The sequence below is a fragment of the Amycolatopsis orientalis DSM 43388 genome, assembly GCF_000411975.1.
In the GTDB taxonomy this organism is placed as follows: domain Bacteria; phylum Actinomycetota; class Actinomycetes; order Mycobacteriales; family Pseudonocardiaceae; genus Amycolatopsis; species Amycolatopsis orientalis_D.
This window is the reverse complement of the sequence record NZ_ASXG01000159.1, coordinates 1-24,079: the sequence shown is the minus strand read 5'-3', so window position 1 is coordinate 24,079 and position 24,079 is coordinate 1. Positions and strand designations below refer to the sequence as shown.

General features: G+C 71.2%; 23 protein-coding genes. 4 read left to right on the top strand and 19 right to left on the bottom strand.

The window, feature by feature from the left end; all coding sequences use genetic code 11:
* Window positions 1-44: 44 nt before the first annotated feature.
* From L942_RS33370 to L942_RS33345, 6 genes are all read right to left on the bottom strand, one after another.
* The gene (locus tag L942_RS33370) at window positions 45-1,523 is read right to left on the bottom strand and encodes a potassium/proton antiporter (protein ID WP_037367949.1); all 1,479 of its coding nucleotides are present in this window, start codon (window positions 1,521-1,523) and stop codon (window positions 45-47) included.
* Between the two features lie 99 nt (window positions 1,524-1,622).
* Window positions 1,623-2,318 (bottom strand): ArsR/SmtB family transcription factor, encoded by a 696-nt coding sequence (locus L942_RS33365; protein WP_037367948.1) that lies wholly within the window; start codon window positions 2,316-2,318, stop codon window positions 1,623-1,625.
* Window positions 2,319-2,365: 47 nt separating this feature from the next.
* Window positions 2,366-3,967, bottom strand: a complete 1,602-nt coding sequence (locus L942_RS33360) for a penicillin-binding transpeptidase domain-containing protein (protein WP_037367947.1) — start codon at window positions 3,965-3,967, stop codon at window positions 2,366-2,368.
* A 127-nt stretch (window positions 3,968-4,094) separates the two neighbouring features.
* Window positions 4,095-5,486, bottom strand: a complete 1,392-nt coding sequence (locus tag L942_RS33355; RefSeq protein WP_037367946.1) for an amino acid permease — start codon at window positions 5,484-5,486, stop codon at window positions 4,095-4,097.
* A gap of 132 nt (window positions 5,487-5,618) precedes the next feature.
* Window positions 5,619-8,780: an isoleucine--tRNA ligase gene (ileS, locus tag L942_RS33350; RefSeq protein WP_037367945.1), complete on the bottom strand. Its 3,162-nt coding sequence runs from the start codon at window positions 8,778-8,780 to the stop codon at window positions 5,619-5,621.
* A 230-nt stretch (window positions 8,781-9,010) separates the two neighbouring features.
* Window positions 9,011-10,360, bottom strand: a complete 1,350-nt coding sequence (locus L942_RS33345) for an MFS transporter (protein ID WP_037367943.1) — start codon at window positions 10,358-10,360, stop codon at window positions 9,011-9,013.
* A gap of 64 nt (window positions 10,361-10,424) precedes the next feature.
* Between L942_RS33345 and L942_RS33340 the strand changes: the two genes are divergently transcribed.
* Window positions 10,425-11,213 carry an ArsR/SmtB family transcription factor gene (locus L942_RS33340; protein WP_037367942.1) on the top strand — a complete coding sequence of 263 codons (789 nt, stop codon included), beginning with the start codon at window positions 10,425-10,427 and terminating at the stop codon, window positions 11,211-11,213.
* Here the strand turns inward: L942_RS33340 and L942_RS33335 are convergent.
* The 11 genes from L942_RS33335 to L942_RS33285 form a co-directional block, all read right to left on the bottom strand.
* Window positions 11,158-11,760, bottom strand: coding sequence for a hypothetical protein (locus L942_RS33335; protein WP_037367940.1), 603 nt, complete (start codon window positions 11,758-11,760; stop codon window positions 11,158-11,160). The two genes, L942_RS33340 and L942_RS33335, sit on opposite strands and share 56 nt — an antisense overlap.
* Window positions 11,761-11,911: 151 nt before the next feature.
* Window positions 11,912-12,763 carry a DivIVA-like cell division protein Wag31 gene (gene wag31 / locus L942_RS33330; RefSeq protein WP_037367938.1) on the bottom strand — a complete coding sequence of 284 codons (852 nt, stop codon included), beginning with the start codon at window positions 12,761-12,763 and terminating at the stop codon, window positions 11,912-11,914.
* A 53-nt stretch (window positions 12,764-12,816) separates the two neighbouring features.
* Window positions 12,817-13,089, bottom strand: coding sequence for a YggT family protein (locus L942_RS33325; protein ID WP_037367937.1), 273 nt, complete (start codon window positions 13,087-13,089; stop codon window positions 12,817-12,819).
* 115 nt (window positions 13,090-13,204) lie between these two features.
* Window positions 13,205-13,777, bottom strand: coding sequence for a cell division protein SepF (locus L942_RS33320; RefSeq protein WP_037367936.1), 573 nt, complete (start codon window positions 13,775-13,777; stop codon window positions 13,205-13,207).
* 80 nt (window positions 13,778-13,857) lie between these two features.
* Window positions 13,858-14,601, bottom strand: coding sequence for a YggS family pyridoxal phosphate-dependent enzyme (locus tag L942_RS33315; RefSeq protein ID WP_037367935.1), 744 nt, complete (start codon window positions 14,599-14,601; stop codon window positions 13,858-13,860).
* Complete coding sequence (gene pgeF, locus L942_RS33310; protein ID WP_037367934.1) at window positions 14,598-15,311, bottom strand: peptidoglycan editing factor PgeF; 714 nt, start codon at window positions 15,309-15,311, stop codon at window positions 14,598-14,600. Before pgeF ends, L942_RS33315 begins: the two co-directional genes overlap by 4 nt.
* Window positions 15,312-15,476: 165 nt before the next feature.
* Window positions 15,477-16,796, bottom strand: a complete 1,320-nt coding sequence (gene ftsZ, locus L942_RS33305; protein WP_037367933.1) for a cell division protein FtsZ — start codon at window positions 16,794-16,796, stop codon at window positions 15,477-15,479.
* Between the two features lie 272 nt (window positions 16,797-17,068).
* The gene (locus L942_RS33300) at window positions 17,069-17,830 is read right to left on the bottom strand and encodes an anti-sigma factor (RefSeq protein WP_106965132.1); all 762 of its coding nucleotides are present in this window, start codon (window positions 17,828-17,830) and stop codon (window positions 17,069-17,071) included.
* Window positions 17,827-18,420, bottom strand: coding sequence for an ECF RNA polymerase sigma factor SigK (gene sigK / locus L942_RS33295; protein WP_037367931.1), 594 nt, complete (start codon window positions 18,418-18,420; stop codon window positions 17,827-17,829). The genes L942_RS33300 and sigK overlap by 4 nt, the downstream gene beginning before the upstream one ends.
* Window positions 18,413-19,138: a DUF1365 domain-containing protein gene (locus L942_RS33290; protein WP_037367962.1), complete on the bottom strand. Its 726-nt coding sequence runs from the start codon at window positions 19,136-19,138 to the stop codon at window positions 18,413-18,415. Before L942_RS33290 ends, sigK begins: the two co-directional genes overlap by 8 nt.
* Entirely contained in the window at window positions 19,132-20,403 is a 1,272-nt protein-coding gene (locus L942_RS33285; RefSeq protein ID WP_037367930.1) for an NAD(P)/FAD-dependent oxidoreductase, read from the bottom strand. The genes L942_RS33290 and L942_RS33285 overlap by 7 nt, the downstream gene beginning before the upstream one ends.
* A 72-nt stretch (window positions 20,404-20,475) precedes the next feature.
* Between L942_RS33285 and L942_RS33280 the strand changes: the two genes are divergently transcribed.
* Together L942_RS33280 and L942_RS33275 are read left to right on the top strand one after the other, a co-directional pair.
* Window positions 20,476-21,714: an SAM-dependent methyltransferase gene (locus tag L942_RS33280; RefSeq protein ID WP_037367925.1), complete on the top strand. Its 1,239-nt coding sequence runs from the start codon at window positions 20,476-20,478 to the stop codon at window positions 21,712-21,714.
* Window positions 21,711-22,490 (top strand): DUF1295 domain-containing protein, encoded by a 780-nt coding sequence (locus L942_RS33275; protein ID WP_200863009.1) that lies wholly within the window; start codon window positions 21,711-21,713, stop codon window positions 22,488-22,490. The genes L942_RS33280 and L942_RS33275 overlap by 4 nt, the downstream gene beginning before the upstream one ends.
* Here the strand turns inward: L942_RS33275 and L942_RS33270 are convergent.
* Entirely contained in the window at window positions 22,477-22,920 is a 444-nt protein-coding gene (locus L942_RS33270) for a mycothiol transferase (RefSeq protein WP_037367921.1), read from the bottom strand. The genes L942_RS33275 and L942_RS33270 overlap by 14 nt on opposite strands.
* Window positions 22,917-23,426: a DinB family protein gene (locus L942_RS33265; protein ID WP_037367919.1), complete on the bottom strand. Its 510-nt coding sequence runs from the start codon at window positions 23,424-23,426 to the stop codon at window positions 22,917-22,919. The genes L942_RS33270 and L942_RS33265 overlap by 4 nt, the downstream gene beginning before the upstream one ends.
* Before the next feature lie 116 nt (window positions 23,427-23,542).
* On the opposite strand from L942_RS33265, the gene L942_RS33260 reads away from it, so the two are divergent.
* On the top strand, window positions 23,543-23,977 hold the full coding sequence (locus tag L942_RS33260; protein ID WP_037367917.1) for an OsmC family peroxiredoxin: 435 nt from the start codon (window positions 23,543-23,545) through the stop codon (window positions 23,975-23,977).
* Window positions 23,978-24,079 lie beyond the last annotated feature (102 nt).

The following is a 24,079-nucleotide window of genomic DNA, read 5'->3' as shown; positions in this document are numbered from 1 at the left end:
CTGAGACGGCAGTCACACGGCCAGTCCACAAAGGACGGCGAGGGTCAGGCTCCGGATTCCCCGCGCCAGCGGGCGAGACGGCCGGCCCGGTCCACGGCCCGGATGCGCCGTTCGGTCGCGTCGCGGTCGGCGGCGGTCGTGACCACCAGAAGCTGGTCCTCGACCTGCAAACGGCTCGTTTTCTGCGGCGTGAAGCCCGTCCCGCCGCGGACCACGAGGCTGACCGTCGCGCCGGCGGGCAGCCGCAGCTCCGACAGGTACACGCCGTGCAGCTTCGACCCCTTCTGGATCCGCACCTGCAGCAGTTCCGCGCCGAGTTCGTCGAGCGGCGCGGAGTCGACCTCGATCTCGTGCGCCTGCGTCGCCTTCGCCAGCCCGAGGATCCGCGCGAGCGGGCTGAGCGTCGCGCCCTGCAGCACGGTGAGCACGATGACGAGCACGAAAACCGCGTCCACGAGCCGCTGTGCGCCGGGAACGCCTTCGGACAGCGGGATCATCGCGAGCACGATCGGCACCGCGCCGCGCAACCCCGCCCAGGACAGGAACGTCTGTTCCCGCCAGGGCAAGCGGAACGGCAGCAGCGACAAGACCACCGAAAGCGGCCGCGCGAGCAACAGCACCACCGCGCCCGCGACCAGACCCGGGATGAGCGCTTCGAGCAGCCGGGTCGGCGACGCGAACAACCCGAGCAGCACGAACAGCCCGATCTGCGCGAGCCAGCCGAGCCCTTCGGCGAACGACAGGGTGTCCGACCGGTGCGGCAGCTTGGAATTCCCCAGCACCAGGCCGGCGACGTAGGTGGCGAGCAGGCCGGACGCGTGCGCCAGCTGTCCCGAGGAGTACGCGAGCACGCACACCGCGACCGTGGCGAGCGGGTACAGGCCGGTCGCGGGAAGTGCGGCCCGGCGCAGCGCCTGCGCGCCCAGCCAGCCGAACGCGAGACCGAGCGCGAGACCGGTGAGCAGTTCGTAGACCACCAGCAGCGGCAGCGACCAGTCCACCGCCTCGCCGGACGCGAGCACGACGACCGCGATGTAGGCGGGCGCGTCGTTGATGCCGGATTCCAGCTCCAGCGCGCCGACGAGCCGTTTGCCGACTCCGGCGCTGCGCAGCACGGAGAACACCGCCGCGGCGTCGGTGGACGCGAGGACCGCGCCCCACAGCAGGGCGAGCCGCCAGTCGAGGCCGAGCAGCCAGTGCAGTGCCGCGCCGGTGACCGCGATGCTGAGCACCACGGCCACTGTGGACAGCAGGATTCCGGGCCCCAGCGAGGGTTTCACCGCGGACCAGCGCGTGGTGAGCCCGCCCTCGGTGAGGATCAGGACGAGCGCGGCGAGCCCGAGGGACTGGGTGAGCGCCGGATTGTCGAAGCGGATGCCGAACCCGGCTTCGCCGAGCACGACGCCGATTCCGAGATACAGCAGCAGCGACGGGAATCCGAGCCGGATGGACACCCGCACCGCGACGACCGAGACGACCAGAACCAGCGCTCCGACGCCCAGCACCATGGGAAGCTCGTCCACCCTCCGCCTCCCTCCCGGTCGCCCGCAGGCGTCCAGAATAGTGAGGCAGTGTCCGGTTCCCGAGCGCGCACCACCGGTCCGGGGGACCACCCAGGTGTGTTACGACGCCTCGGCGGCACTCACCGTCGCGAGATCGACACCCAGCGCCGCGAACGGACCCCGCGCGCCCGGCAAAACCCGGACCGCCCGCTGCTGGTCCCGCGTCAGCCATCCCGCTTCCACGGCCCGCTCCAGCACCGCCGCCGGGACCGCGCCGGCGAGGTGCTCGCGCCGCTCTGTCCAATCCAGACAGTCGCGCAGCAACGGCCGCCGCGGCCGCTCCGGCACCGCCACGCCGAGATCGGCCAGCACGTCGCGGCCGTCGTCGGTGAGCGCGAGCCCGTCCGACACGTCGATCAGGCCCCGCTCGACCATCCCGTCCCGCAGGGCGACCCCGAGCGTCCCGGCCAGATGGTCGTAGCAACTGCGCGCGAACGACAATCGCTGCACCCGCAACGAAGTCCGCAGCCCGGACGGCTGTTTCAGTTCGGCATGCTGCGCAAGATGCTCGATCAGCTCCGCGACCCGCGGGTTGGCGAGCCGCACGTAGGCGTGCCGCCCCTGCTTCACCCGGGCGACGAACCCGGCCTCGGCCAGCCGCGTCACGTGTTCGCTGGCCGTCGAGACCGCGATCCGCGCCGCGGCGGCCAGCTCGCCGACGGTCCAGGCGCGGCCGTCGAGCAGAGCGAGGCACATCGTCGCCCGGCTCGGGTCGGCGAGCACGGCGGCGACTTCGGCCAGTGCGACGGTTTCCATGTCTCCACGGTAGAGCGGCGACGCTTCGGCCGCGGCCGAAGCGAGCGCTACAGCGCGTCGAGGAACTTCGCGCCCAGCGAGACGGCCGGTTTGGAGTCGTTGGCCCCCTCCAGGAACACCGCGAACGCCAGGTCGCCGCGGTAGCCGACGAACCAGCCGTGCGCCTCCGCGCCCGACCCGAACTGCGCGGTGCCGGTCTTGCCGAACACCGAGCCGGAATGCGCCAGGCCGGTGGCCGTGCCGCCGGTGACGACCTCGCGCATCATCCCGCGCAACGCCGCCAGCACCGGTCCGGACGGCGGCTGGTAGCCGGTGTTGACCTTGGTCCCGCCCTCCCACAGCCGCGGCACGACCGCGCGCCCGGACGCCGCGGTCGCCGCCATCACCGCCGCCCCCATCGGGCTGACCTGCACCTTCCCCTGGCCGATGCCGTCCTCGACCTGCTCGTCCGCGCTCGCCGCCGGGTCGACCCGGCCCATCTCGGTGGACAGCCCCTCGATCGCGAAGTCGGCGTTGAGGCCGAACTGGGTGGCCGCCTTCGCGAGCCCGTCGGCGGGCAGCTGCGCAGCGAGCCGGCCGAACGTGGTGTTGCAGGACTTCGCGAACGCCTGGTGCACGGTCGTCGTGCCGAGGTCGAACCCTTCGTTGGAGAGCGTACGGGTGCCGATCCGGTCGGTCAGCGGGCACGGCACCGAGGAATCCGGCGTGACCAGCCCGGCTTCCAGCGCCGCGGTCGCGGTGACGATCTTGAACGTCGACCCCGGCGCGTACTGGCCGCTGAACGCCGACGCCGCGTTGGAGACGCTGCCGTTCTGCGCCACCGCGAGCAAGTCGCCGGAAGACGGCTGGACGGCGACGAGAACCGCCTTGCCGCGGTACCCGTCGACGGCGGCCTGAGCGGCCTTCTGGGTCGCGAGGCTGAGGCCGGTGGCGGCCGGCTTGCGGTCGCCCTCCGCGTTTCCGAACAGCGTCTCCAGGTTCTTGCCCGTGGCGTCCACGCGCTCGACCGCGAACGCTTCGGAGGCCTGCCCGTGCCCGGCAAGCGCCGAACGGAGCAGCGGGAACGCCTTGTCGTCGGCCGGTTTCAGCCCGCCGCCGGCGGAGACGACCAGCGGTTTGCCGTCGCGGTCGACCACCGCCGGGACGTCCGAGGACGCGATCGCCAGCCGTTGCCCGGCCTCCAGCTTCGGGTGCAGCACGGTCGGCGCCCAGTGGACCCGCCACTTGCCCTGCACCTGGACGAGGCCGAGGTTGCCCGGGTACGTCCAGACGTGGCCGGGACCGAGGTTCCAGGTGATCGTGTAGGCCGCCGTCGCCTTGCCGCCTTGCGCCGCGCCGACGTCGCCGAGTTTGGCGGTGAGCTGCGTCGGCCGGAGCGTCGCCCACGCGTCCTGCAGCGCGGAAGAGGCGTCCGCGGGAGCGTCGGTGGCCTTGCTGGCGGCGGCGGAGTCCTTCCCCTCGAAGGCGAGCAGGTACTCGCGAGCCGCGGACGTCGGGTCGCTCGGCTCCGCAGCCGCCGACGCGGTCTCGGAACCCGGCGAGGCCGCCGTCGATCCCCCGCCGTTGAGCAGCACGACCGCCGCCACCACGATCGCGACCACGGCCAGCGCGCCCCCGATCAGCACGCCCTTTTTCCCGGCAGGACTCACCGTCGTCTCCCCCTCGCCCACGCGGTCCGCCCGCGTCCCTGGCTCAGCTTGCCCATCGCTGGACGGAACCGGGCGTTACCTCGGAGAACGCGACGGATTCGTGATCAACGGCGCGCTGTATAGGTCGTTATACAGTTTGCTCGGCCCGGCGGCGGGCGCGTTGCCAGCTCAGCCCGGCGACGACGAGGACCGCGACGAGGATTCCCGAGCTGATCAGCTGGGTCCGGGCGGCGGGGTCGCCGGTCATCACTACCAGGATCGCGACCATCGCGGCGAGCGTCAGCCAGGTCAGGTACGGGAAGCCCCACATGCGCACGGTCAAGCTGTCCGGCGTGGTGCGCTCCAGTTGGCGACGCACTCGCAACTGGGTGCAGGCGACCAGGATCCACACGATCAGCAGCACCGAGCCGACCGCGTTGAGCAAGTATTGGAAGACGGTGTCCGGCCAAAGCGCGTTGAGCGCCACCGCGACGAAGCCGAACAACACCGAAGCGGCGACGGCGAGGACGGGTACGCCGTTGCGGTCCACTTTGGTCAGTGCGCGCGGTGCGTGGCCGCGGCGGGCCAGCGAGTACACCATGCGAGCCGCGCCGTACATGTTGGTGTTCAAGGTGGACAGCAAGGCGAACAGCACGACCACGTTCATGATCTGCCCGGTCGCCGGGATCCCGATCCGGTCGAGCACCGCGGCGAACGGGCTCTGTCCGATGTGGACGCTCGACCAGGGCAGCAGCGAGACGATGACGAGCATGGAACCGATGTAGAACACCGAAATCCGCACGACCGCGTTGCGCACCGCCTTGCCGACCGCGTGCGCGGGATCGTCGGACTCCGCGGCCGCGATGGTCACCACTTCCAGGCCGCCGAAGGTGAAGACCACCGCGAGCAGCCCGGTGCCGACGCCCTGCCACCCGTTGGGCAGCAGCCCGCCGTGGCCGGAGAGGTTGGCGGTGCCCACGAAGGACGTCCCGGGCAGCACCCCGAGGAACGCGAGCACTCCCAAAACCAGGAACGCCACCACCGCCACGACCTTGATCAGCGCCAGCCAGAACTCCAGCTCGCCGAAGCGGGACACCGCCGTGAAGTTGACCGCGGTCAGCACCGCCATGAAGAGCAGGACCAGCGCCCACTGCGGAATGCCGGGCAGCCAGCCGTTGACGATGATGGCGGCCGCGGTGGCCTCGACGGCGAGCACCACGACGAGCGCGGCCCAGTACAGCCAGCCGATGGCGAACCCGGCCCACGGCCCGAACGCGCGCTCGGCGTGCACCGAGAAGGACCCGCTGGACGGGATCGCCGCGGCCATTTCCGCCATCATGCGCATGACCAGCATCGCGAGCGCGCCGGCGAGCACGAAGGACAGCACGATCCCGGGCCCGGCGAGCTTGATCCCGACGCCGGAGCTGACGAACAGCCCGGATCCGATCACGCCGCCCATCGCGAGCATGGCGAGGTGCCGCTGGCGCAACCCGGCGGCCAGTCCCTCGGCGGCCGGTTCGGCGGCGGCTTCTGAAGTCATGGGGAAATCCCTAGCAGACGCTCCCCCGGGCGCCGTCGCTCGGTCCGCCAGGAGTCAGCTGAGACACGACGCGACGAGCGAGGGACTTCGGTCTTGCTCCGGGCATCCCGCCCGGAGCAAGACCGCCTCGCGTCACGCCTTGGCGACCGCCACGCGCACCTTCACGCCCTCGCCGACCGTGCCGTCGAAGCCCTCGGCGACCTCGCCGTAGGACACCGCCGTCGCGAGCGTTTCGGACGCCACGAACTCCTCGTGCTTGCGCACCGCGGCCGTCACCTCGTCGGTGGCGTCCACGGTCAGCGAGATCCGGTCGCCGACGTCGAGACCGGCTTCGCGGCGGGCCTGCTGGACCACGCGGACCAGGTCGCGCGCCAGGCCCTCGTTCGCCAGGTCCTCGGTGACCTCGGTGTCCAGCGCGACCAGACCGGCCCCGCCGGGCAGTTCGGCCGCCGCGCCGCCGCCGGAGGCCACCAGCCGCCGGTCGTACTCGCCCTCGACCAGTTCCACGCCCGCCGCCACGACCGCGCCGGACGCGTTCGTCGTCCAGTCGCCCGCCTTGACCGCCTTGATCACCTGCTGGACGGCCTTGCCCAGCCGCGGCCCGGCGGCCCGCGCGTTGACCGCGACCTCGAACGTGCCGTGCGCGGCGACGTCGGTGGTCAGCTCCACCGACTTCACGTTCACCTCGTCCCGCAGGATCTCGGTGAACCCGCGCAGCGCTTCGACGTCCTCGGCCGCGACCACGAGCTTCGCCAGCGGCAGCCGCACGCGCAGCTTGTTCGCCTTGCGCAGCGCCAGCGCCGACGACGCCACCTGGCGCACCTTGTCCATCGCGGTCACCAGGGCCGCGTCGGCGGGCAGGTCGAGCGCGTTCGGCCAGTCGGTCAGGTGCACCGAACGGCCGCCGGTGAGCCCGCGCCACACCGTCTCGGCGGTGAGCGGCAGCAGCGGCGCGACGACCCGGCAGGTCACCTCCAGCACCGTGTGCAGCGTGTCGATCGCGTCCTGCTCGCCCGCCCAGAACCGGTCGCGCGACCGGCGGACGTACCAGTTCGTGAGCACCTCGAGGAAGTCCCGCACGGTCTGGCACGCGCCCGCGATGTCGTAGCTGTCCATCGCGGATTCGACGTCGGTGACGAGTTCGTGCGTCTTCGCGAGCACGTACCGGTCGAGCAGGTGCTTCGAATCCGTGCGCCACTGCCCCTGCTTGCCTTCGGCGTTCGCGTACAGGGCAAGGAAGTAGTACGAGTTCCACAGCGGCAGCACGGCCTGGCGCACCGCGTCGCGGATCCCCCGGTCGGTCACGATCAGGTTGCCGCCGCGCAGGATCGGGCTCGCCATGAGGTACCACCGCATGGCGTCGGACCCGTCGCGTTCGAAGACCTCGTTGACGTCCGGGTAGTTCCGCAGCGACTTCGACATCTTCTGGCCGTCGGAGCCGAGCACGATGCCGTGCGACACGCAGGTGCGGAACGCCGGCCGGTCGAACAGCGCGGTCGCGAGCACGTGCAGCAGGTAGAACCAGCCGCGGGTCTGCCCGATGTACTCGACGATGAAGTCGCTCGGGTAGTGGTGCTCGAACCATTCCCGGTTCTCGAACGGGTAGTGCACCTGGGCGTACGGCATCGAGCCGGAGTCGAACCACACGTCGAGCACGTCCGGCACGCGGCGCATGGTCGACTTGCCGGTCGGGTCGTCCGGGTTCGGCCGGGTCAGCTCGTCGATGTAGGGCCGGTGCAGGTTGTCCAGCCGCACGCCGAAGTCGGCCTCCAGCTCGTCCAGCGAGCCGTAGACGTCGACCCGCGGATAGGCCGGGTCGTCCGAGCGCCACACCGGGATCGGCGTGCCGAAGTAGCGGTTGCGGGAGATCGACCAGTCGATGGCGTTCTCCAGCCACTTGCCGAACTGGCCGTCCTTGACGTTCTCCGGGTACCAGGTGATCTGCTGGTTCAGCTCGACCATCCGGTCCTTGAACTGGGTCACCGCGACGAACCACGACGACACCGCGCGGTAGATCAGCGGGTTCCGGCAGCGCCAGCAGTGCGGGTACGAGTGGTCGTAGGTCTCGTGCCGCAGCAGCACCGCGCCCTGGCTCGCCGCGCCGCCGGTGCCGTTCTTGAGGTCCTTCACGATGTTCGGGTTCGCGTCGAACACCTGCTGCCCGGCGTAGTCCGGCACGGTGGCGTCGAACTTGCCGTGGTCGTCGACCGGCGTCACCGGGACGATCCCGGCCGCGTCGGTGACCACTTTGTCCTCGGCGCCGTAGGCGGGCGCGATGTGCACGACGCCGGTGCCGTCTTCGGTGGTGACGTAGTCCGCGGACAGCACGCGGTGCGCGTTCTCCGTGCCGACGAAGTACGGGAACGGCGGCGCGTAACGGGTTCCGAGCAGCTGTTCGCCGGTGTAGCGTGCGACGACGGCCGGCTCCTCGCCCAGTTCGCGGGCGTACGCGGCCACGCGGTCCTCGGCGAGCAGGTACCGCTTGCCGTCGCTTTCCACCACGACGTACTGCACCTCGGGGTGCACCGCGGTGGCGAGGTTGGACGGCAGCGTCCACGGCGTCGTGGTCCAGATCAGCAGATACGTGCCGTCGAGCTCGTTGTCGTTGCCCTCCAGGCGGAAGCCGACCGTGACGGCCGGGTCCTGCCGGTTGCGGTAGACGTCGGCGTCCATGCCCAGCTCGTGGTTGGACAGCGGCGTCGCGTCGCGCCAGCAGTAGGGCAGGACGCGGTAGCCCTCGTAGACGAGTCCCTTGTCCCACAACCGTTTGAACGCCCAGAGCACCGATTCCATGTAGGTGACGTCGAGCGTTTTGTAGTCGTTGTCGAAGTCGACCCAGCGGGCCTGGCGCGTCACGTACTCGCGCCATTCGTCCGTGTAGCGCAGCACGGACTGCCGCGAAGCCTCGTTGAACTTCGCGATGCCCATCTCTTCGATCTCGGTCGTCTCGGTGATCCCGAGCTGGCGCATCGCCTCGAGTTCGGCGGGCAGGCCGTGGGTGTCCCAGCCGAACCGCCGCTCGACGCGGCGGCCCTTCATCGTCTGGTAGCGCGGGACGATGTCCTTGACGTACCCGGTGAGCAGGTGCCCGTAGTGCGGCAGGCCGTTGGCGAAGGGCGGCCCGTCGTAGAAGACGTACTCGTTGTCGCCGTTCGTGCCCGCGGGACGGTTGTCGATCGTCGCCTGGAAAGTCCGGTCGCTCTCCCAGTACGCGAGGACGCTCTCCTCCAGAGCGGGGAACGACGGCTGGGACGGGACCGTGGTCTCTCCGCCCGGCGAAGCCTGGGGGTACATCCGGGTGCTCCTTGCGTTCGTCGCTCTCGTACGGACGACCGGCGGCCGCCCACACGGGGACGAGACGCTCGCGCGTCACGCGGTACCACCCCGCTTGCCCGGCGCGCTGCTCCCGGGCCACTCGTTGCGCGGCTGTCACGGGCCGCACCCGTCCGGTTCTACTAGGGGCGCCTGGCGCCCGGTTCTTCCGGAGGCTCCCCGGTGATGGCCGGATCGACGCCTTGCTGACATCAGATTAACTCGTCGCCGCAACTCGCTTTCTCCCTGCCCCGGCTGTGCACCGCGACCGCCGCGAGCACCGCGGCCGCCAGCCACAGCCCGGCCGAGCCGAAGCCGAGCAGGTGCAGGCCGTGCACGAACGACTCGTGTGCCGCCGGTTCTCCCGCCACCGCACCGAAAACCGCCACGCCGAGCGCGCCGCCCGCCTGCCGGGCCGCGTTGTTGATCCCGCCCGCGATGCCCGCGCGCTCCCCCGGCGCGTCGGAGACCGCCGCGGTCACCACAGCCGCGGTCAGCAGCCCCATCCCGACGCTGAGCACCAGCAGCGTCGGCAGCAGCGTGCCGTATCCGCTGCCGGGTCCGATCCGCAGCAGGTTCAGCATCGCCGCCGCGCCGAGCACGAGCCCGGCCAGGATCTGCGGACGCGGGCCGAACTTCGCGGTGAGCCGTCCGGTGACCGGGCCGAGCAGCACGAGCGGGACGAACATCGGCAGCAGGGCGACCCCGGCGGCGATCGGGCCCGCTTTGAGCACGTCCTGCAGGTAGAGGGTGAACACGAGCACCGAACCGAGGCCGACGAAGTTCATCGCCGCCGACACCAGGTTCGCGCCCGCCGTCTGCCGGGACCGCAGCAGGGACAGCGGCAGCATCGGCTCGGCCGCCCGCCGTTCCACCAGCACGAACGTCACCGCCGCGGCGACCGCGAGCACCCCGGCCCACGGGGTCTTCGCGATCACCGCGTACACCCCGGAGCCGAGCGCCAGCGCCGCCGTCGCCGCCCCGGGAAGGTCCACGCGGGCGGGTTTCCGGACGTCCGGCGGCACCAGCCGGCGAGTCGCGACGGCCGCCGCCGCGACGATCGGGACGTTCAGCCAGAACACCGGCCGCCATCCGGCGGCCTGCACGAGAATCCCGCCCAGCAACGGCCCGGCAGGCAGCGCGAGCGCCGAAACCCCGGCCCAGATTCCGAGTGCGCGGGCGCGTTCCGTCCGGCCGGGGAACGTCCCGGTGATGACCGCCATCGTGCCCGGCAGCAACAACGCCGCCCCAATGCCCTGCACCGCGCGGCCCGCGACGAGCCACCCCGCCGACTGCGCCAGCCCGCACGCCGCCGACGCGACCCCGAACACGGCCAGCCCGGCGAGCACCACGCCGCGGTGCCCGAGGACGTCGCCGAGCGCTCCCCCGGTCAGCAGCAACGCGGCGAGGACCACCGAATAGCCGACCACCACCCACTGCAGCTGCGGCACGTCGGCGTGCAGTTCGCTCCCGAGGGTCGGCAGGGCGACGTTGACGACGGTGACGTCGAGCTGCACCAGGAACATCCCGGCGCACATGGTGAACAAGATCGCGGTGCGCATGGCTCCAGCAGACACCGGGAACGCTTCCGTCGCGGTGGAAGTGTGCCGGGGGCATGCTGGAGGCATGGAAGGAGACGCCGACATCGCGCGCACCGCCGCCCTGTTCGCCGATCCGGCGCGGGTCCGCGTGCTGATGGCCCTCGCGGACGGGCGGTCGCTGGCCGCGTCGGTGCTGGCCGGCGAAGCGGGGCTGACCGCGCAGGGCGTGAGCGCGCACCTGTCGAAACTGCTCGCGGCGGGGCTCGTGACCGCGGAAAAATCCGGCCGGCACCGGTTCTACCGCATCGCCGGCGCGGCCCCGGAGCTGCTGGAAGCACTCGCCCGGCACTCCCCCGCGCGTCCGGTCCGGTCCCTGCGGGAAGGCACCCGCGCGGAAGCCTTGCGCACCGCGAGATTGTGCTACGACCACGTCGCCGGACGACTCGGCGTGACCGTCACGGCGGCGTTGCTGGACCGCGGCGCACTGGCCACTGTGGACGGTGACCCGACGACGCAACGGCGTCCCGGGGACCGGATTTCCTCGCAGCTGCAAGAACATCCGTACGTGCTGGGACCAGCCGCGGACGAGGTGTTCGGGGCGTTGGGCGTGGATGTCGCGGCCGCCGCGAAGAGCCGCCGGCCGCTGCTGCGGTTCTGTCTGGATTGGACAGAGCAGCGGCATCACCTCGCCGGAGCCCTGGGCGCGGCGGTCACGCGACGGTTCATGGACGCGGGCTGGCTGCGGTCGCGGGCAAAGGCGCATCGAGCGGTGCAGCTCACCGATGCCGGCGCGAGGATGCTCGAAGAGGTGCTGGGCGTCAGCGGTGGGCAGCTGCCAGCACCGCGTCCGGGCCGCACCGCGCGCACGGCGTGAAGCCGAGCTGCCGCGCCTCGCCGACGCCGATCGGGATCGTGTCGCGGCCGGACAGCCAGCCGCAGTCCACCAGGTGGTAGCGCGGGTACTCGTCGACGACCACGACCTCGTCCTCGAGGTCCTTGACCACCTCGAGGTCTTCCGGCGTGGTCTCCTCCACCCCGGGCGGCGTGTCGCGCACCGCCTTCGCCTCGGACTTCGGCTCGGCTTCCGCGGCGGGCTCCTCGACCTCCGGCTCCGGCACGTCCGCCGGATCGCCCAGCTCGCCCGTCGCCGGGAGCAACGCGGTCTGCTCGGCGTCCGCTTCGGCCGGGGCGGCCTCGTCCTTCTTCTCCGCGTCGGATTTCCCGTCCTCCGCCGAGTCTTCGGCACCCGAGCCCTCGGTGTCCGCGCTCTTGCGCCGGCGCAGCCAGTCGACGAGCAGAAGCAGCCCGGCCAGCACGGACAGGCCGATGGAAACCCAGGCCCACAGCGAGCTGCCCGTGACGAGCGCCGTGACGAGCAGGCCGAGAGCCGCCAGCACCAGAAGGAGGACGATGTAGAGCACGCTGAATTACAACACGGGCCGCCCGGTTTCCGGAGGCGACCCGCCCACGCGGCGTACCCCGCCGGTTCCCCACCGTGGCGGTGCCGGATCCGGGCACGCCGAAACCCCGCCGGGTCGGAAGGTCATCCGGCGGGGTGCGTACGGCAGTGGGTCAGCCGGCTTCGGCGCGCGGGCCGAACGAGTAGCCCTGGCCGCTGCTTCCGGTCGAGGACTGGCTCGACCCGGACGACGCCGACGCCGGGGCCGCGGAGCCGCGGTCGTCGAGCTCGCGCAGCTGGGATTCGAGGAAGCCGCGCAGCCGGGTGCGGTATTCGCGCTCGATCGTGCGGAGTTCTTCGATCTTCTTGCCCAGAGCGCCCTTTTCGGCGTTCAGGTTGTTCATCGTCTCGGTGTACTTGCGCTGCGACTCGCGTTCCATGGTGGTCGCCTTGTCGCGCGCCTGGCGCTCCAGCGTCTCGGCGCGCGTGCGCGCGTCGTTCAGCATCGTCTCGGCGCGGGTGCGCGCCTCGTTCACCATCGAGTCGGACTTCGCCCGGGCGTCGGACAGCAGCTGCTCGGACTTGGTCCGCGCCTCCGCCAGCATCCCGTCGGACTCGGTCTTCGCCTCGGCGGTGAGCCGGTCGGCCATCTCCTGCGCCAGGCCGAGCACCTTGGCGGCCTGGACGTTCGGCTCGCCGCTGTCGGGGACCATCGAGTGCGCCTGGGTCTGCTCCATCGCCGAAGCGGGCGGCGGAACCGGGGAGAGCCGCCGCGACGGCTCGGGGTCGCGGCCCGGCGGCGGGCCGGCGACCTTCGCGTTCTCGAGCTCGGAGCGGGTCGACTCGAGCTCGGCGTCGAGCTGCTCGACCTGCTGCCGCAGCTCGTTGTTGTCCTCGATCAACCGGGCAAGCTCGGTCTCCACCAGGTCGAGGAACGCGTCCACCTCGTCCTCGTTGTAGCCCCTCTTGCCGATGGGCGGCTTGCTGAACGCGACGTTATGCACGTCAGCGGGGGTCAACGACATCAGATCACCTCACGCACTCCATGGCCTGCAGGACACACCCGGGTTTTCCCCGATCACCTGGGTGTCAGTTGCATCGCGAAGAACACAACCAACAGCAGCACCATAATCGACAAGTCCAGTCCTACGCCGCCGATCCGGACCATCGGAATGATCCTGCGGAACAACCGCACCGGCGGGTCGGTCACTGTGTAGATGGTCTCGAGCGTCACCGCAACCCCTCCGGCGGGACGCCACTCCCGTGCGAAAGTCCGCACGAGCTCGACCACGATCCGGGCCGTGAGCAGCAGCCAGAAGGCAAACAGCACGTACCAGATCGCGAGCCACACAGCATTCACGGCGACCACTCTAGCGGGGGACGGCCGGATTGGGCGCGACCAGCCGCTCCCAGGGCGACATAGTCGACAAAATCACGTCTGGCTGCGCCCAGCGGTCCGGTGGCGTTCACCCGCGCAGGAACAATCCGCCCTCGGCGATCCGCCGGCGGTCCTCGGCGGTCACGTCCACATCGGGCGGTGAGAGAAGGAACACCTTGTTGGTGACCTTGTCCATCGAGCCCCGCACGGCGAACGCCAGTCCCGCCGCGAAGTCCACGATCCGCTTGGCGTCCGCGTTGTCCATCTCGGTGAGGTTGATGATCACCGGGATGCCCTCGCGGTAGTGCTCGCCGATCGCCCGCGCCTCGATGTAGCTCGTCGGGTGCAGCGTCGTGATCCGGCTGAGCGGGTCCCGCGCCGGCGCGGCGACCGGTTCGGCGACCGGGCGCAGCCGGGCGACCGGCTCCGGCTGGCGGTCGACCGCGAGCGCGCCGTGCGTCGCCGGCTCGGCCGCCATCGACCGGGACCGGACGCGCGCGGCCGGTTCGTCGTAGCTGTCTTCCACGTCGCGGTAGCGGGCCCGGGTCCGCGCGAGCGGCTGGTCGTAGCCGTCGTCGTACTCGTCGTAACCGTCGTCGTAGCCGTCTTCGTCCGCGGGCACCATCCCGAAGTAGGCCTTCAGCTTCTGCAGCGCGCTCATGCCTCTCCCTAGCCCTTGCCGCTCCCGCACCGTTGTGCCCCGCCCGGCCGGACACGAAACGTGACCGCCGGGCGGACTCCCTACGGCGAGGCTAAACCGCGCCCGCCAAGCAACGCGGTTCCGACACGCACACACGTGGAGCCGTGCCGGATCGCCTGGTCCAGATCATGGCTCATTCCGGCGGACACGTCAGCGGCTTCCGGATGCCGGTCCCGGACCCTTTCCGCAGCGTGGGCCAGGCGGGCGAATGCCGTGCCCGGGTCTTCCCCCAACGGGGCCACGGCCATCACGCCGCGCAGTCGCAGCTCCCCCGTGTGGGCGATGTGGTCGGCGAGGGCGTCGGCTTCGCCGAGCGGGATCCCGCCGCGCGCGACGTCGCCGTCGAGGCTCACCTGGACCAGCACGTCGAGCGGTCCGGTCCGTTCCCCGGCCTCCTGCGCGGACGCGACCGCGCGGGCGAGCGCGTCGGCGAGCCGCACGGAGTCGACCGACTGGACTTCGGCCGCCCAGCGCACGACCGACCGCGCCTTGTTCCGCTGCAGCCGCCCGACCATGTGCCAGCGCGGCGCGGCGTCCGGGCGCAGCTGCGCGACCTCGGCCGCCTTCGGACCGGCTTCCTGGTCGCGGTTCTCCGCGAGGTTCAGCAGCCCGAGGTCGGTCAGCAACGCGGCGTCGGCAGCCGGGAAAGTCTTGGTGACGCCCAGCAAGCGCACCTCGTCGCGGGACCGGCCGGCCGCCGCGCAGGCGTTGGCGATGCGCTCCTCGAGCGCGGCCAGCGACGCCGCCAGCTCCGCCCGCCGCTTCTCCTCCGGGTCCTCGGTCACGCCCGCTCCTCTTCCAGCCAGGTGATGCCGGCGATCCGGCCGGTGGTGCCGTCGCGGCGGAAGCTGAACAGCGTCTTGTCTTCCGCCGTGCACCGCGGGTCCGCGCCGACGCGTCCGACGCCGAGGGCGGCCAGCTGCTGCCAGAGCCCGGCGCGGAGGTCCAGGCCGGCCGTGCCCTTGCGCGTTTTGCAGGCGCTGCCGGGCAGATGCTTCTCGACGTCCGCGGCCATCGCGGCCGGGACCTCGTAGCAGTCGCCGCAAATCGCCGGGCCCAGCAAGGCCTCGACCCGGCCCGGTTCGGCGCCGAGTCCGCGCATCGCCTCCAGCGCGGCGGGCACCACGCCGACGCGCGCGCCGACCCGGCCGGCGTGCACCGCGGCGACGACGCCCGCTTCCGGATCCGCCATGAGCACCGGAACGCAGTCCGCGACCAGCACCACGAGCGCGACGCCCGGCCGGTCGGTGACCAGCGCGTCGGTGGCTTCGGCGGCGGAGGTCTCGGTGCCGTCCACGACGGTCACGGTGCGGCCGTGCACCTGCTCCATCCAGGCCAGCTTGTCCTCGGCGAGGCCGAGCTCGGACGCCAGCCGCTTGCGGTTGGCGTAGACGTCGCCCGCGTCGTCGCCGACGTGGTCGCCGAGGTTGAAACTCTCGTACGGCGGCCGGGAAGCCCCGCCCGCCCTGGTCGTGACCACTCGTCGTACTCGCACCCCGTCATCCTGCCAAAAACCGCGGCGGCCGCCCCGCCCGAGCCTCGTGAGTGCGGAAGCCGGTTCTAACCGGCTTCCGCACTCACGAGTCCGCTCACCAGGACCCGGACATACGGCAACGGCCGCCCCGAACGCGTCGGGACGGCCGTTGCCGGGAAACCTGGGTCAGCGCCGCATGAACGGCGGCACGTCCACGTCGTCGTCGGTCGGGTCGTCGTGCACCGTCGTCGGGCGGCTCGGCAGACCGCCCGTCGCCGAATTCGAGCCGATCGGCGAATAGCCCCGGGAGCCGCCGCCCGGCTGAGGGAGGCCGCCCGGCGGAGTGCTGGCGCCCGGCTGCGCCAATCCCGACGGCGGGGTGCGCGGCGGGGCGACCGGGTAGCCGGAATTGCCCGCCGGGGGCACCGGGGTGGCTCCGCTCTGCGGCGGGGTCTGCGGGGCGGGACCGCCGCCGCCGACCTGGCCCGCCGACGCGGACGCGGTGCCGTTGCCCTGCTTGCCGCCGAACGCGGGCGGGTCGAGTTTCTTGTGGGTGGGCGCGCCGGCGTCGAACCCGGCCGCGATCACCGTGACGCGGACCTCGTCGCCGAGCGAGTCGTCGATGATCGTCCCGAAGATGATGTTCGCGTCCGGGTGCGCCGATTCCTGCACGAGCGACGCGGCCTCGTTGATCTCGAACAGGCCGAGGTCCGATCCGCCCGCGATGGACAGCAGCGCGCCGTGCGCCCCGTCCATCGACGCTTCCAGCAGCGGCGAGTTGATCGCCTTCTCCGCGGCCTGTATCGCCCGTCCTTCGCCGCGCGCGGAGCCGATGCCCATCAGCGCGGAGCCCGCACCGGACATGACGCTCTTGACGTCGGCGAAGTCCAGGTTGATCAGGCCGGGAGTGGTGATCAGGTCGGTGATGCCCTGGACACCGGACAGCAGCACCTCGTCGGCGGAGCGGAACGCGTCCATCAGGGACACGCCGATGTCGCCGAGCTGCAGCAGCCGGTCGTTCGGGATCACGATCAGCGTGTCGCATTCGTTGCGCAGCTGCTGGATGCCCTCTTCGGCCTGCTTGCCGCGGCGTTTGCCCTCGAAGGTGAACGGGCGGGTCACCACGCCGATCGTGAGCGCGCCGAGCTTGCGGGCGATCTGCGCGACGACCGGCGCGCCGCCGGTGCCGGTGCCGCCGCCCTCGCCGGCGGTCACGAACACCATGTCGGCGCCCTTGATGACCTCTTCGATCTCCTCGCGGTGGTCCTCGGCCGCCTTCTGCCCCACCTCGGGGGCGGCTCCGGCGCCGAGTCCGCGGGTCAGTTCCCGGCCGATGTCGAGCTTGACGTCGGCGTCGGACATGAGCAGTGCCTGCGCGTCGGTGTTCACCGCGATGAACTCGACACCCTTGAGGCCGACCTCGATCATCCGGTTCACGGCGTTCACGCCGCCGCCGCCGATGCCGACGACCTTGATCACCGCAAGGTAGTTGTGCGGGGGCGTCATCGGGTCCGCCTTCCTGATCGTGATGTGCACATGCCGCCCGCCGGGGCCGGAAACCCTCAACCTCAACCCGAGAGTGAGAGTTATGTCAACCACCGGCGTCAAGGCAGGACGGTAGGCGCCGCGCAAGCTCTAATCCAGTAGCCACGCCGTGAGCGGCAAAGGTGTTTTGCCACAACGCTAAGCCGCGCGCAAGGCCGGAACCCGCCGCGAGGCCCGGCGCGCGGTCTGCTATACGACGCCGGAAGTGCTGCCCAGGCGCGAGATCCGGTCCGCTACGCGGGCACCGAAGCCACCAGCACCACGTCGTTCGACGGCTTCCCGGACGGCGATCCGCCGGCCTGCTCCACGCTGATCGCGAACTGCTGCGCGCCGGCCAGCCCGTCCGCCACCACCAGCGAGCCCGCTTGCCCGCCCGGCAGCAGCCCGGCCGGACGCGGCGCGAAGTCCGGTCCCATCAGCCACGCCTCGTACACCTTCCCCGCCTGGACCGGCGGCAGCCCGGCCGGCAGGAACAGCACGCGGTCCAGCTTCCGCGAAACCACCACCGTGCCCCCGCCCCCGCGCGGCGCCGCGACGTGCTCGGTCCGCGCGTCCGGCGCGGTGAGCAGTTCGGACACCGGCAGATAGCGGGCGCGCGCGGCGTCCAATTCGGACTGTGCGCTGGTGAGCTGGCTGCTGGTGTGCAGCGCGATGCCGCCGAACACGCCGGCCAGGGCGAGCCCGACCACCGCGGCCGCGGCGGCGAGGAGCATCGGCCAGCGGCGCGGGCCGCGCGGGCGCGGTTCGGCCGAGCCGGTCCGCGGCGGCAGCTGGCGGGTCGTGCGCATGTCCGCCAGCACCCGGTCCTTGAGCCCGGACGGCGGCTGTTCGTCCATCGCCGCGCCGAGCCGGGCCGCGGTCTCGCGCAATTCGCGCACTTCTTGCGCGCACGATTCGCACTGCTCGAGGTGGCGGCGGAACTGGGCCCGCTCGACCTCCGACAGCGCGTCGAGCGCGTACGCGCCGGCCAACGTGTGCATCTCGGGACTGCTCACGCCGTCACCCCCAGGCAGTCGCGCAGCCGGATCAGCCCGTCGCGCAGTCTGGTCTTGACCGTCCCTTGCGGCGTGTCCAGCACGTCGGCGACCTCGCGATAGGTGTAGCCCTGGTAATAGGCCAGGAGGACGGATTCCCGCTGCAGTTCGGTCAGCGTCTTGAGGCAGCGCCGCACCTGCGAGCGCTCCAGCCGGGTCGCGACGGATTCGGCGACCTCGTCGAACGGCCGTCCGCGCGCGGCCTCGAAGGTCGCTTTCCGCTCGCGTTCGGTGCTCGCCCGCGCGGACCGCACCCGGTCGACCGCGCGGCGGTGCGCCAGCGTCATCGCCCAGTTCAGGACGCTGCCCTTCGCCGCCGAGTAGCGCGTGGCGGTCTTCCACAGCTCCACGAGCACCTCCTGCGCGACCTCCTCGGACTGCGCGGGGTCCCGCACGATGCGGCGGACGAGCCCGTAGACGGGACCGGCGAGCTGATCGTAAAGCCGTTCGAAGGCGCGTTCGTCGCCCTTCGCGACCAGTGCCATCAGGTCCTCGGCGCTGGTCGAGGGCACCGCGGAGAGCCGGTCCGCCGGGCGGGCGTTCTCATCCATGGAGGACTCCTGCCGTGTTCTGCCCGGTCCGGGCGGCGAGCGGGGCCTTGCGCCGCCAGAGCGCGAGCCCGTGGCGGCGGATCAACGCGGAAACGCGCTGCGGCTGCAGCGGCCGGCCGAGCACGAAGCGCGCGAGCGTGCGGATCCCGACCGGCCGGCGGACTCCTCGCAGCGTAGCGGTCAGCGCGGCGTCGCCGTCGCGGTGCAGGACGACGGTCAGCGCCAGCAGCGCGTCCGGGCGCGGCAGACGCATCCGGTACTCCCCCGCCGTCTCCTGGAACGGCGACACGTAGAACTCCTTGTCCGCCCGGACCTCTTCGTCCGGCTGGAGCAGATAGGCGTGCCGGCCGCCGTAGGTGTTGTGCACCTCGGCGACCACGCAGGCGAGCGCGCCGTCCGGCGTGTGGCACCAGTAGACGGTGAGCGGATTGAACACGTACCCGAGAACGCGCGCCGACGCGAGCATCGTCACCGGCCCGCCGCGCAGGTCCACTCCGCGGCGCGCGAGCCAAGCGTCCAGTTTGGACCGGATGTCGCCGGGCTCGGCGCGGTCGAAGTGGTCGCGGCCGTCGAAGCGCGCGAACGGCCGGAGCCACCACGGCAGCCGCGGCAGGTCGTCGAGGTCGGTCCGCCACAGGTACATCCGGTGCGCGAACGAGTACGGCGGATCGGCCCGGCGGACGTGCGCGACGGTGGCGTCGTAGAGAGCGGTCACCAGGTCACCCCGAAACTGGCCGCGGCGCGGACGCCGGAGGAGCAGCCGTCCTCGTGGAATCCCCAGCCCTGATAAGCCCCGGCGTACGCGATCACTCCGTCGTTCAATTCCGCCAGGCGTCTCTGCGCGGCAACGGATTCCGGGGTGTAGATCGGATGCTCGTAGGACATTTTCGCGACCACCGCATTCGCATCGAGGCGCACGCTCGGGTTGAGGGTGACCGCGTAGGTCGTCGCTTCGTCGAGGCCCATCAAGCGATTCAGGTCGTAAGTGACTTGGACGGCGCGCATCTCCGCCCCGCAGCCCGGCGTCCGGTAATTCCACGAAGACCGGGCAGCGGGCGCCGTCGGCAGCACGGCGGGATCGGTGTGCAGCCAGGCTTCGTTGCGCGAGTAGCGGAACGCGCCGAGCACTTCGCGTTCGGCGGCGGTGGGATCCGTCAACAGCCGCAGCGCTTGGTCGGCGTGGGTCGCGACCACGACCCGGTCCACCCGGTGCGCGGTGTCGGTGTCGTCGCGCACCTCGACCCCGCGCGCGGTCCGCCGCACCGCGCGAACCGGAGTGGACAGGTGCACCGCGGTCAGTTGCTTGGCCGCGCGCTCGACGTACTCGCGCGAACCGCCGACGACCGTCCGCCAGGTCGGCGAATTCCGCACGGTGAGCATGCCGTGATTGCGCAGGAATTCGAACAGATACCGCGCCGGGTACCGCATGGTGTCGGTGCGATCGGCCGACCACACCGTGGAGACGAGCGGCAGCACGAAATGATCGACGAAATAGCGCGAATACCCGCCGATCGCCAGAAAAGCGCCGAGCGGCACGTCCCCCGCTTCCGGGCGGGCCAGCAGCCGTCCGGCGTGCCGGTGGAACCGCTTCACCTCGGCCAGCATGCGCAGGTAGGGCGCGGACGCGGCGTTGCTCCGTTGCGCGAACAGCCCGCGCATGCCTTTCGCCCCGGCGTACTGCAGGCCGCAGCCGTCGCAGCGGATGCTCATCGACATCTCGGTGTCGCGGGTGCGGACGCCGAGTTCGCCGAACAGCCGCAGCAAGGTCGGGTAGGTGCGCTCGTTGTGGACGAGGAACCCCGAGTCGACGGCGACCGTCCCGCCGCGGCGGCTCGGCACGTCGTGGGTGTGGGCGTGGCCGCCGAGCCGGTCGTCGGCCTCGAACAGCAGAACCTCGTAGCGGCGCTGCAGCAGGTACGCGGCGGTGAGGCCGGCGACCCCGCTGCCGATGACAGCGATGCGTTGTCCCGTGGTGTGGTGCACGGAGAGGATTCGGAGCCGCCGCCGGAACGGATGGGCGCCAATCCGCGCGAATCTCGGCTCCGAACCCCTCGCATGCCGAACTCCGCAGCTCACCGACTCGCCGACTTCGCCGAACGCATCCTCGGCGGCCCGCTGCCGGTCGCCGTCCGCACCTGGGACGGGCGCCAGGCCGGGCCGGCCGGTCCGACCGTCGTGCTGAAAAACCGCCGCGCCCTGCGCTGGCTCCTCTACTCGCCCGGCGAGCTGGGCCTGGCCCGCGCTTACGTCTCGGGCGACCTGGACGTCGAGGGCGATCTCACCGAAGGCTTCCGCCGGGCCTGGGCTTGCCGGCCGCGGCTGTCCGCACGGGACTTCGGCGCGGCCGTCCGCCTGGCCGCCCGGCTCGGGGTGTTCGGCCTCCCGCCGAAACCGCCCGCCGAAGAAGCCCGGCTCCGCGGAAAACTGCACACCCTCGGCCGGGACCGGTCGGCGATTTCGCACCACTACGACCTGTCGAACGCCTTCTACCAGCTGCTGATGGACGATTCGATGGCGTACTCGGCGGGCTACTGGTCCGAGTCCGCCGACCTCGCCCGCGCCCAGCACGACAAGCTGGACCTGATCTGCCGGAAACTCGGCCTGCGCCCGGGCATGCGCCTCCTCGACGTCGGCTGCGGCTGGGGTTCCCTGCTCGTGCACGCGGCGAAGCACCACGGCGTCCAGGCCGTCGGCGTCACGATCTCCGCCCAGCAGGTGCAGCACGTCAAAACCCGCCTGGCACAGCACGATCTGGACGACCGCGTCGAGGTCCGGAGACAGGACTACCGGGAACTCGCCGGCGAGTCCTTCGACGCCGTAGCGTCCGTCGAGATGGGCGAGCACGTCGGCGAAGCGAACTACCCGACCTACGCCAGCACGTTGTTCCGCATGCTCAACCCCACCGGCCGGTTGCTGCTGCAGCAAATGTCGCGCGGCGCGATCGCCCCCGGCGGCGGCGCGTTCATCGAGCGCTACATCGCTCCCGACATGACCATGCGCCCGCTGAGCCGCACGCTCGGCCACCTCGAAACCGCCGGGTTCGAAATCCGCGACGTGCACGCGTTGCGCGAGCACTACGTCCCGACCGTGCGAGCCTGGGCAGACACGCTGGAAGAGCATTGGGACGAGGCCGTCGCGCTGATCGGCGAGGCAGGCGCCCGGGTCTGGCGGCTTTACCTGGTGGGCGGCGCGCTCGCGTTCGAGGAGAACCGCATGGGCGTCGACCAGATCCTCGCGGTGCGCCCGGACGCGAACGGCCGTTCCGGGATGCCGTGGACGAGGGAGTGGGCATGATCGCGCTGCTCGGCCTCACCGCCGGGGTCACCCTGGCTGCGGTGACGGCGACGTTCGGCGTCGCCCGGCTGCGCCGCCGCTACGACACCATCGACACCTTCTGGGGCCTGGGTTTCGCCCTTGTCGCCGTCGTCTCGTTCCCCTTCGGCACCGGTCCGCTCGCCCTGCGCCTGACGACCGCCGCGCTCACCGCCGTCTGGGGCGTGCGGCTGGCGGTCCACCTGCACCTGCGCAACCGCGGCAAGCCGGAGGACCCGCGCTACCAGCAGATAGCCGAACGGGCGGGCCCGAACCCGGGCGTCCGGATCTTCGTGCGGACCTACCTGATGCAGGGCGCGGTCCTGTGGTTCGTCTCGCTGCCGGTGCAATTCGCCATGTCCGGCACGGGTTTCGGGGTCGCCGGCTGGCTGGGCGTCGCGGTCTGGCTGGTCGGCTTCGCCTTCGAAACCGTCGGCGACGACCAGCTCCGCCGTTTCCGCGCGAACCCGGCGAACCAAGGCCGGGTCCTCGACACCGGCCTCTGGCGCTACACCCGCCACCCGAACTACTTCGGCGACGCCTGCGTCTGGTGGGGCCTCTACCTGCTGGCCTGCTCGACGTGGCCGGGCGCGGCGACGATCCTCTCCCCGATCGCGATGACCTTCACCCTCGCCCGCGGCACCGGAAAGCCGATGCTGGAGAAAGGCATGCGGCGTACTCGCCCCGGCTACGCCGACTACATCGCCCGAACCAGCGGTTTCTTCCCGCTGCCGCCGAAAAACCTCACTCCCCGATGAGCTCCCGCAACAACTCGAGATGCCGCGAGGTCTCCTGCACCGCGTACTCGACCACCGCCGCGACCGTCACCAGCCGATCGCCGGCAAATCCCACCGGATCGTCGAGCGACCGTCCCGCGATGACCTCCCGGCACAGCTCGACGTTGTCCCGATACGCGCTGCGCACCTCCTCGATCGGCAGGTCGAGGCCGACCTCGAAGGCCGCGTCCCGCCCCGCCTCCAGCCACTCGGCCCACCGCTCCGGCTGCCCGGTGGCCACGACGTCGTGCAGGGTGTTCTCCACCAGCGCGAGATGCCACAAAATCCCGGCGACGGTCATCAGCTCGCCGGGATGACGGGCCTGGTCGTCGGTCAGCCCGGAGCATTTCCCCGCCACGGTCGCGCGCAGCAGCTCGAGTTCGTCGACCAGCTGCGCGCGATCGAGGTTCATTCCCCGGTGAGACCGTCGGTCAGCTCGCGCAGCAGGTCAAGATGCCCGAGATGGCGCGCGGTCTCCTCGATCATGTGCGTGACGACCCAACGCACCGTGAGCGGTTTGTCGCCCTTGAACAGCACCGTGTCGTCGAACCCCCGTGCCGCGACGACCTCCCGGCACTTCTCGACCTCAGCCTCGTAGTCGGCGATCAACTGCGTCATCGGCAGTTCCAGAGCGAGCCGGAACTCCGCGTCGCGATCGAGCTCGAGCCGATCCGCCCACACGTCCGGCTGCCCGTCCAGGACGACGCGGAACCAGTAGTTCTCGACGAGCGTGAGATGGCACAGCAGCCCGGCGATCGTGGTCAGCTCGCTGGGCACGTGCGCGCGGCGCGCCTGCTCGTCGGTGAGCCCGGAGCATTTCCACAAGACGCTGGCGCGCAGGAAGTCGAGGAATCCGGTGAGCTGGGTGCGCTCGTCCCCCGCCATCGGCGGGTCGGGACGTTCAGGAGCTTCGGTCACGCCCAGCAGTCTGCCGCACCGGGCCAGCAGTTTTCCGGATTTAACTTGCGCACAATGTAATTGTGTGCTATCTTTGTGGAGGTCAGGTATTGCCCACCGCTTCAAAGGAGACAGCGATGCCCAGCCGCGACGCGACCACCCACTGGACCGGCGGACTGCAGAAAGGCAAGGGCGAGGTCACCCTCGACTCGTCGAACCTGGGCACCTACGAGGTGTCCTTCCCGACCCGGGCCGGCGATCCGGACGGCCGGACGAGCCCCGAGGAACTCATCGCCGCCGCCCACTCGAGCTGCCTGGCGATGAACCTCTCCGGCGTCCTGGAAGCGCAGAAACTGGAAGCCGAATACATCGACGTCTCCGCCGAGGTGACCCTGGGCCCAGCCGAAGGCGGCGGCTTCGAAATCAGCGGCATCGCCATCACCCTGCACGCCAAACTGGACGGCGTGACCGCGGACCAATTCGCCGAACTGGCCAGCACCGCGGAAAAAACCTGCCCGGTCTCCAAGGCCCTCTCCGGCACCACCATCACGATGGACGCCGCCCTGGCCTGACCGGTTTCCGTGAGGGGAACCCTCACGAACTCTGATTCCTGTTGAGTCGCAGCTGATGTGACACAGTTTGTGTCTCTCGGCATGTGACGCACCCGGGTCGGG

Bases quoted from the DNA above. Each gene is read 5' to 3' on its own strand.
- L942_RS33270 (WP_037367921.1), bottom strand. From the start codon at position 22,920: ATGAACCTCGATCGCGCGCAGCTGGTCGACGAACTCGAGCTGCTGCGC.
- L942_RS33340 (WP_037367942.1), top strand. From the start codon at position 10,425: ATGGAAGGAGACGCCGACATCGCGCGCACCGCCGCCCTGTTCGCCGAT.
- L942_RS33320 (WP_037367936.1), bottom strand. From the start codon at position 13,777: ATGAGCGCGCTGCAGAAGCTGAAGGCCTACTTCGGGATGGTGCCCGCG.
- sigK (WP_037367931.1), bottom strand. From the start codon at position 18,420: ATGGATGAGAACGCCCGCCCGGCGGACCGGCTCTCCGCGGTGCCCTCG.
- ftsZ (WP_037367933.1), bottom strand. From the start codon at position 16,796: ATGACGCCCCCGCACAACTACCTTGCGGTGATCAAGGTCGTCGGCATC.
- ileS (WP_037367945.1), bottom strand. From the start codon at position 8,780: ATGTACCCCCAGGCTTCGCCGGGCGGAGAGACCACGGTCCCGTCCCAG.
- L942_RS33275 (WP_200863009.1), top strand. From the start codon at position 21,711: ATGATCGCGCTGCTCGGCCTCACCGCCGGGGTCACCCTGGCTGCGGTG.
- L942_RS33365 (WP_037367948.1), bottom strand. From the start codon at position 2,318: ATGGAAACCGTCGCACTGGCCGAAGTCGCCGCCGTGCTCGCCGACCCG.
- L942_RS33260 (WP_037367917.1), top strand. From the start codon at position 23,543: ATGCCCAGCCGCGACGCGACCACCCACTGGACCGGCGGACTGCAGAAA.
- L942_RS33280 (WP_037367925.1), top strand. From the start codon at position 20,476: ATGCCGAACTCCGCAGCTCACCGACTCGCCGACTTCGCCGAACGCATC.
- wag31 (WP_037367938.1), bottom strand. From the start codon at position 12,763: ATGTCGTTGACCCCCGCTGACGTGCATAACGTCGCGTTCAGCAAGCCG.
- L942_RS33355 (WP_037367946.1), bottom strand. From the start codon at position 5,486: ATGACTTCAGAAGCCGCCGCCGAACCGGCCGCCGAGGGACTGGCCGCC.
- L942_RS33345 (WP_037367943.1), bottom strand. From the start codon at position 10,360: ATGCGCACCGCGATCTTGTTCACCATGTGCGCCGGGATGTTCCTGGTG.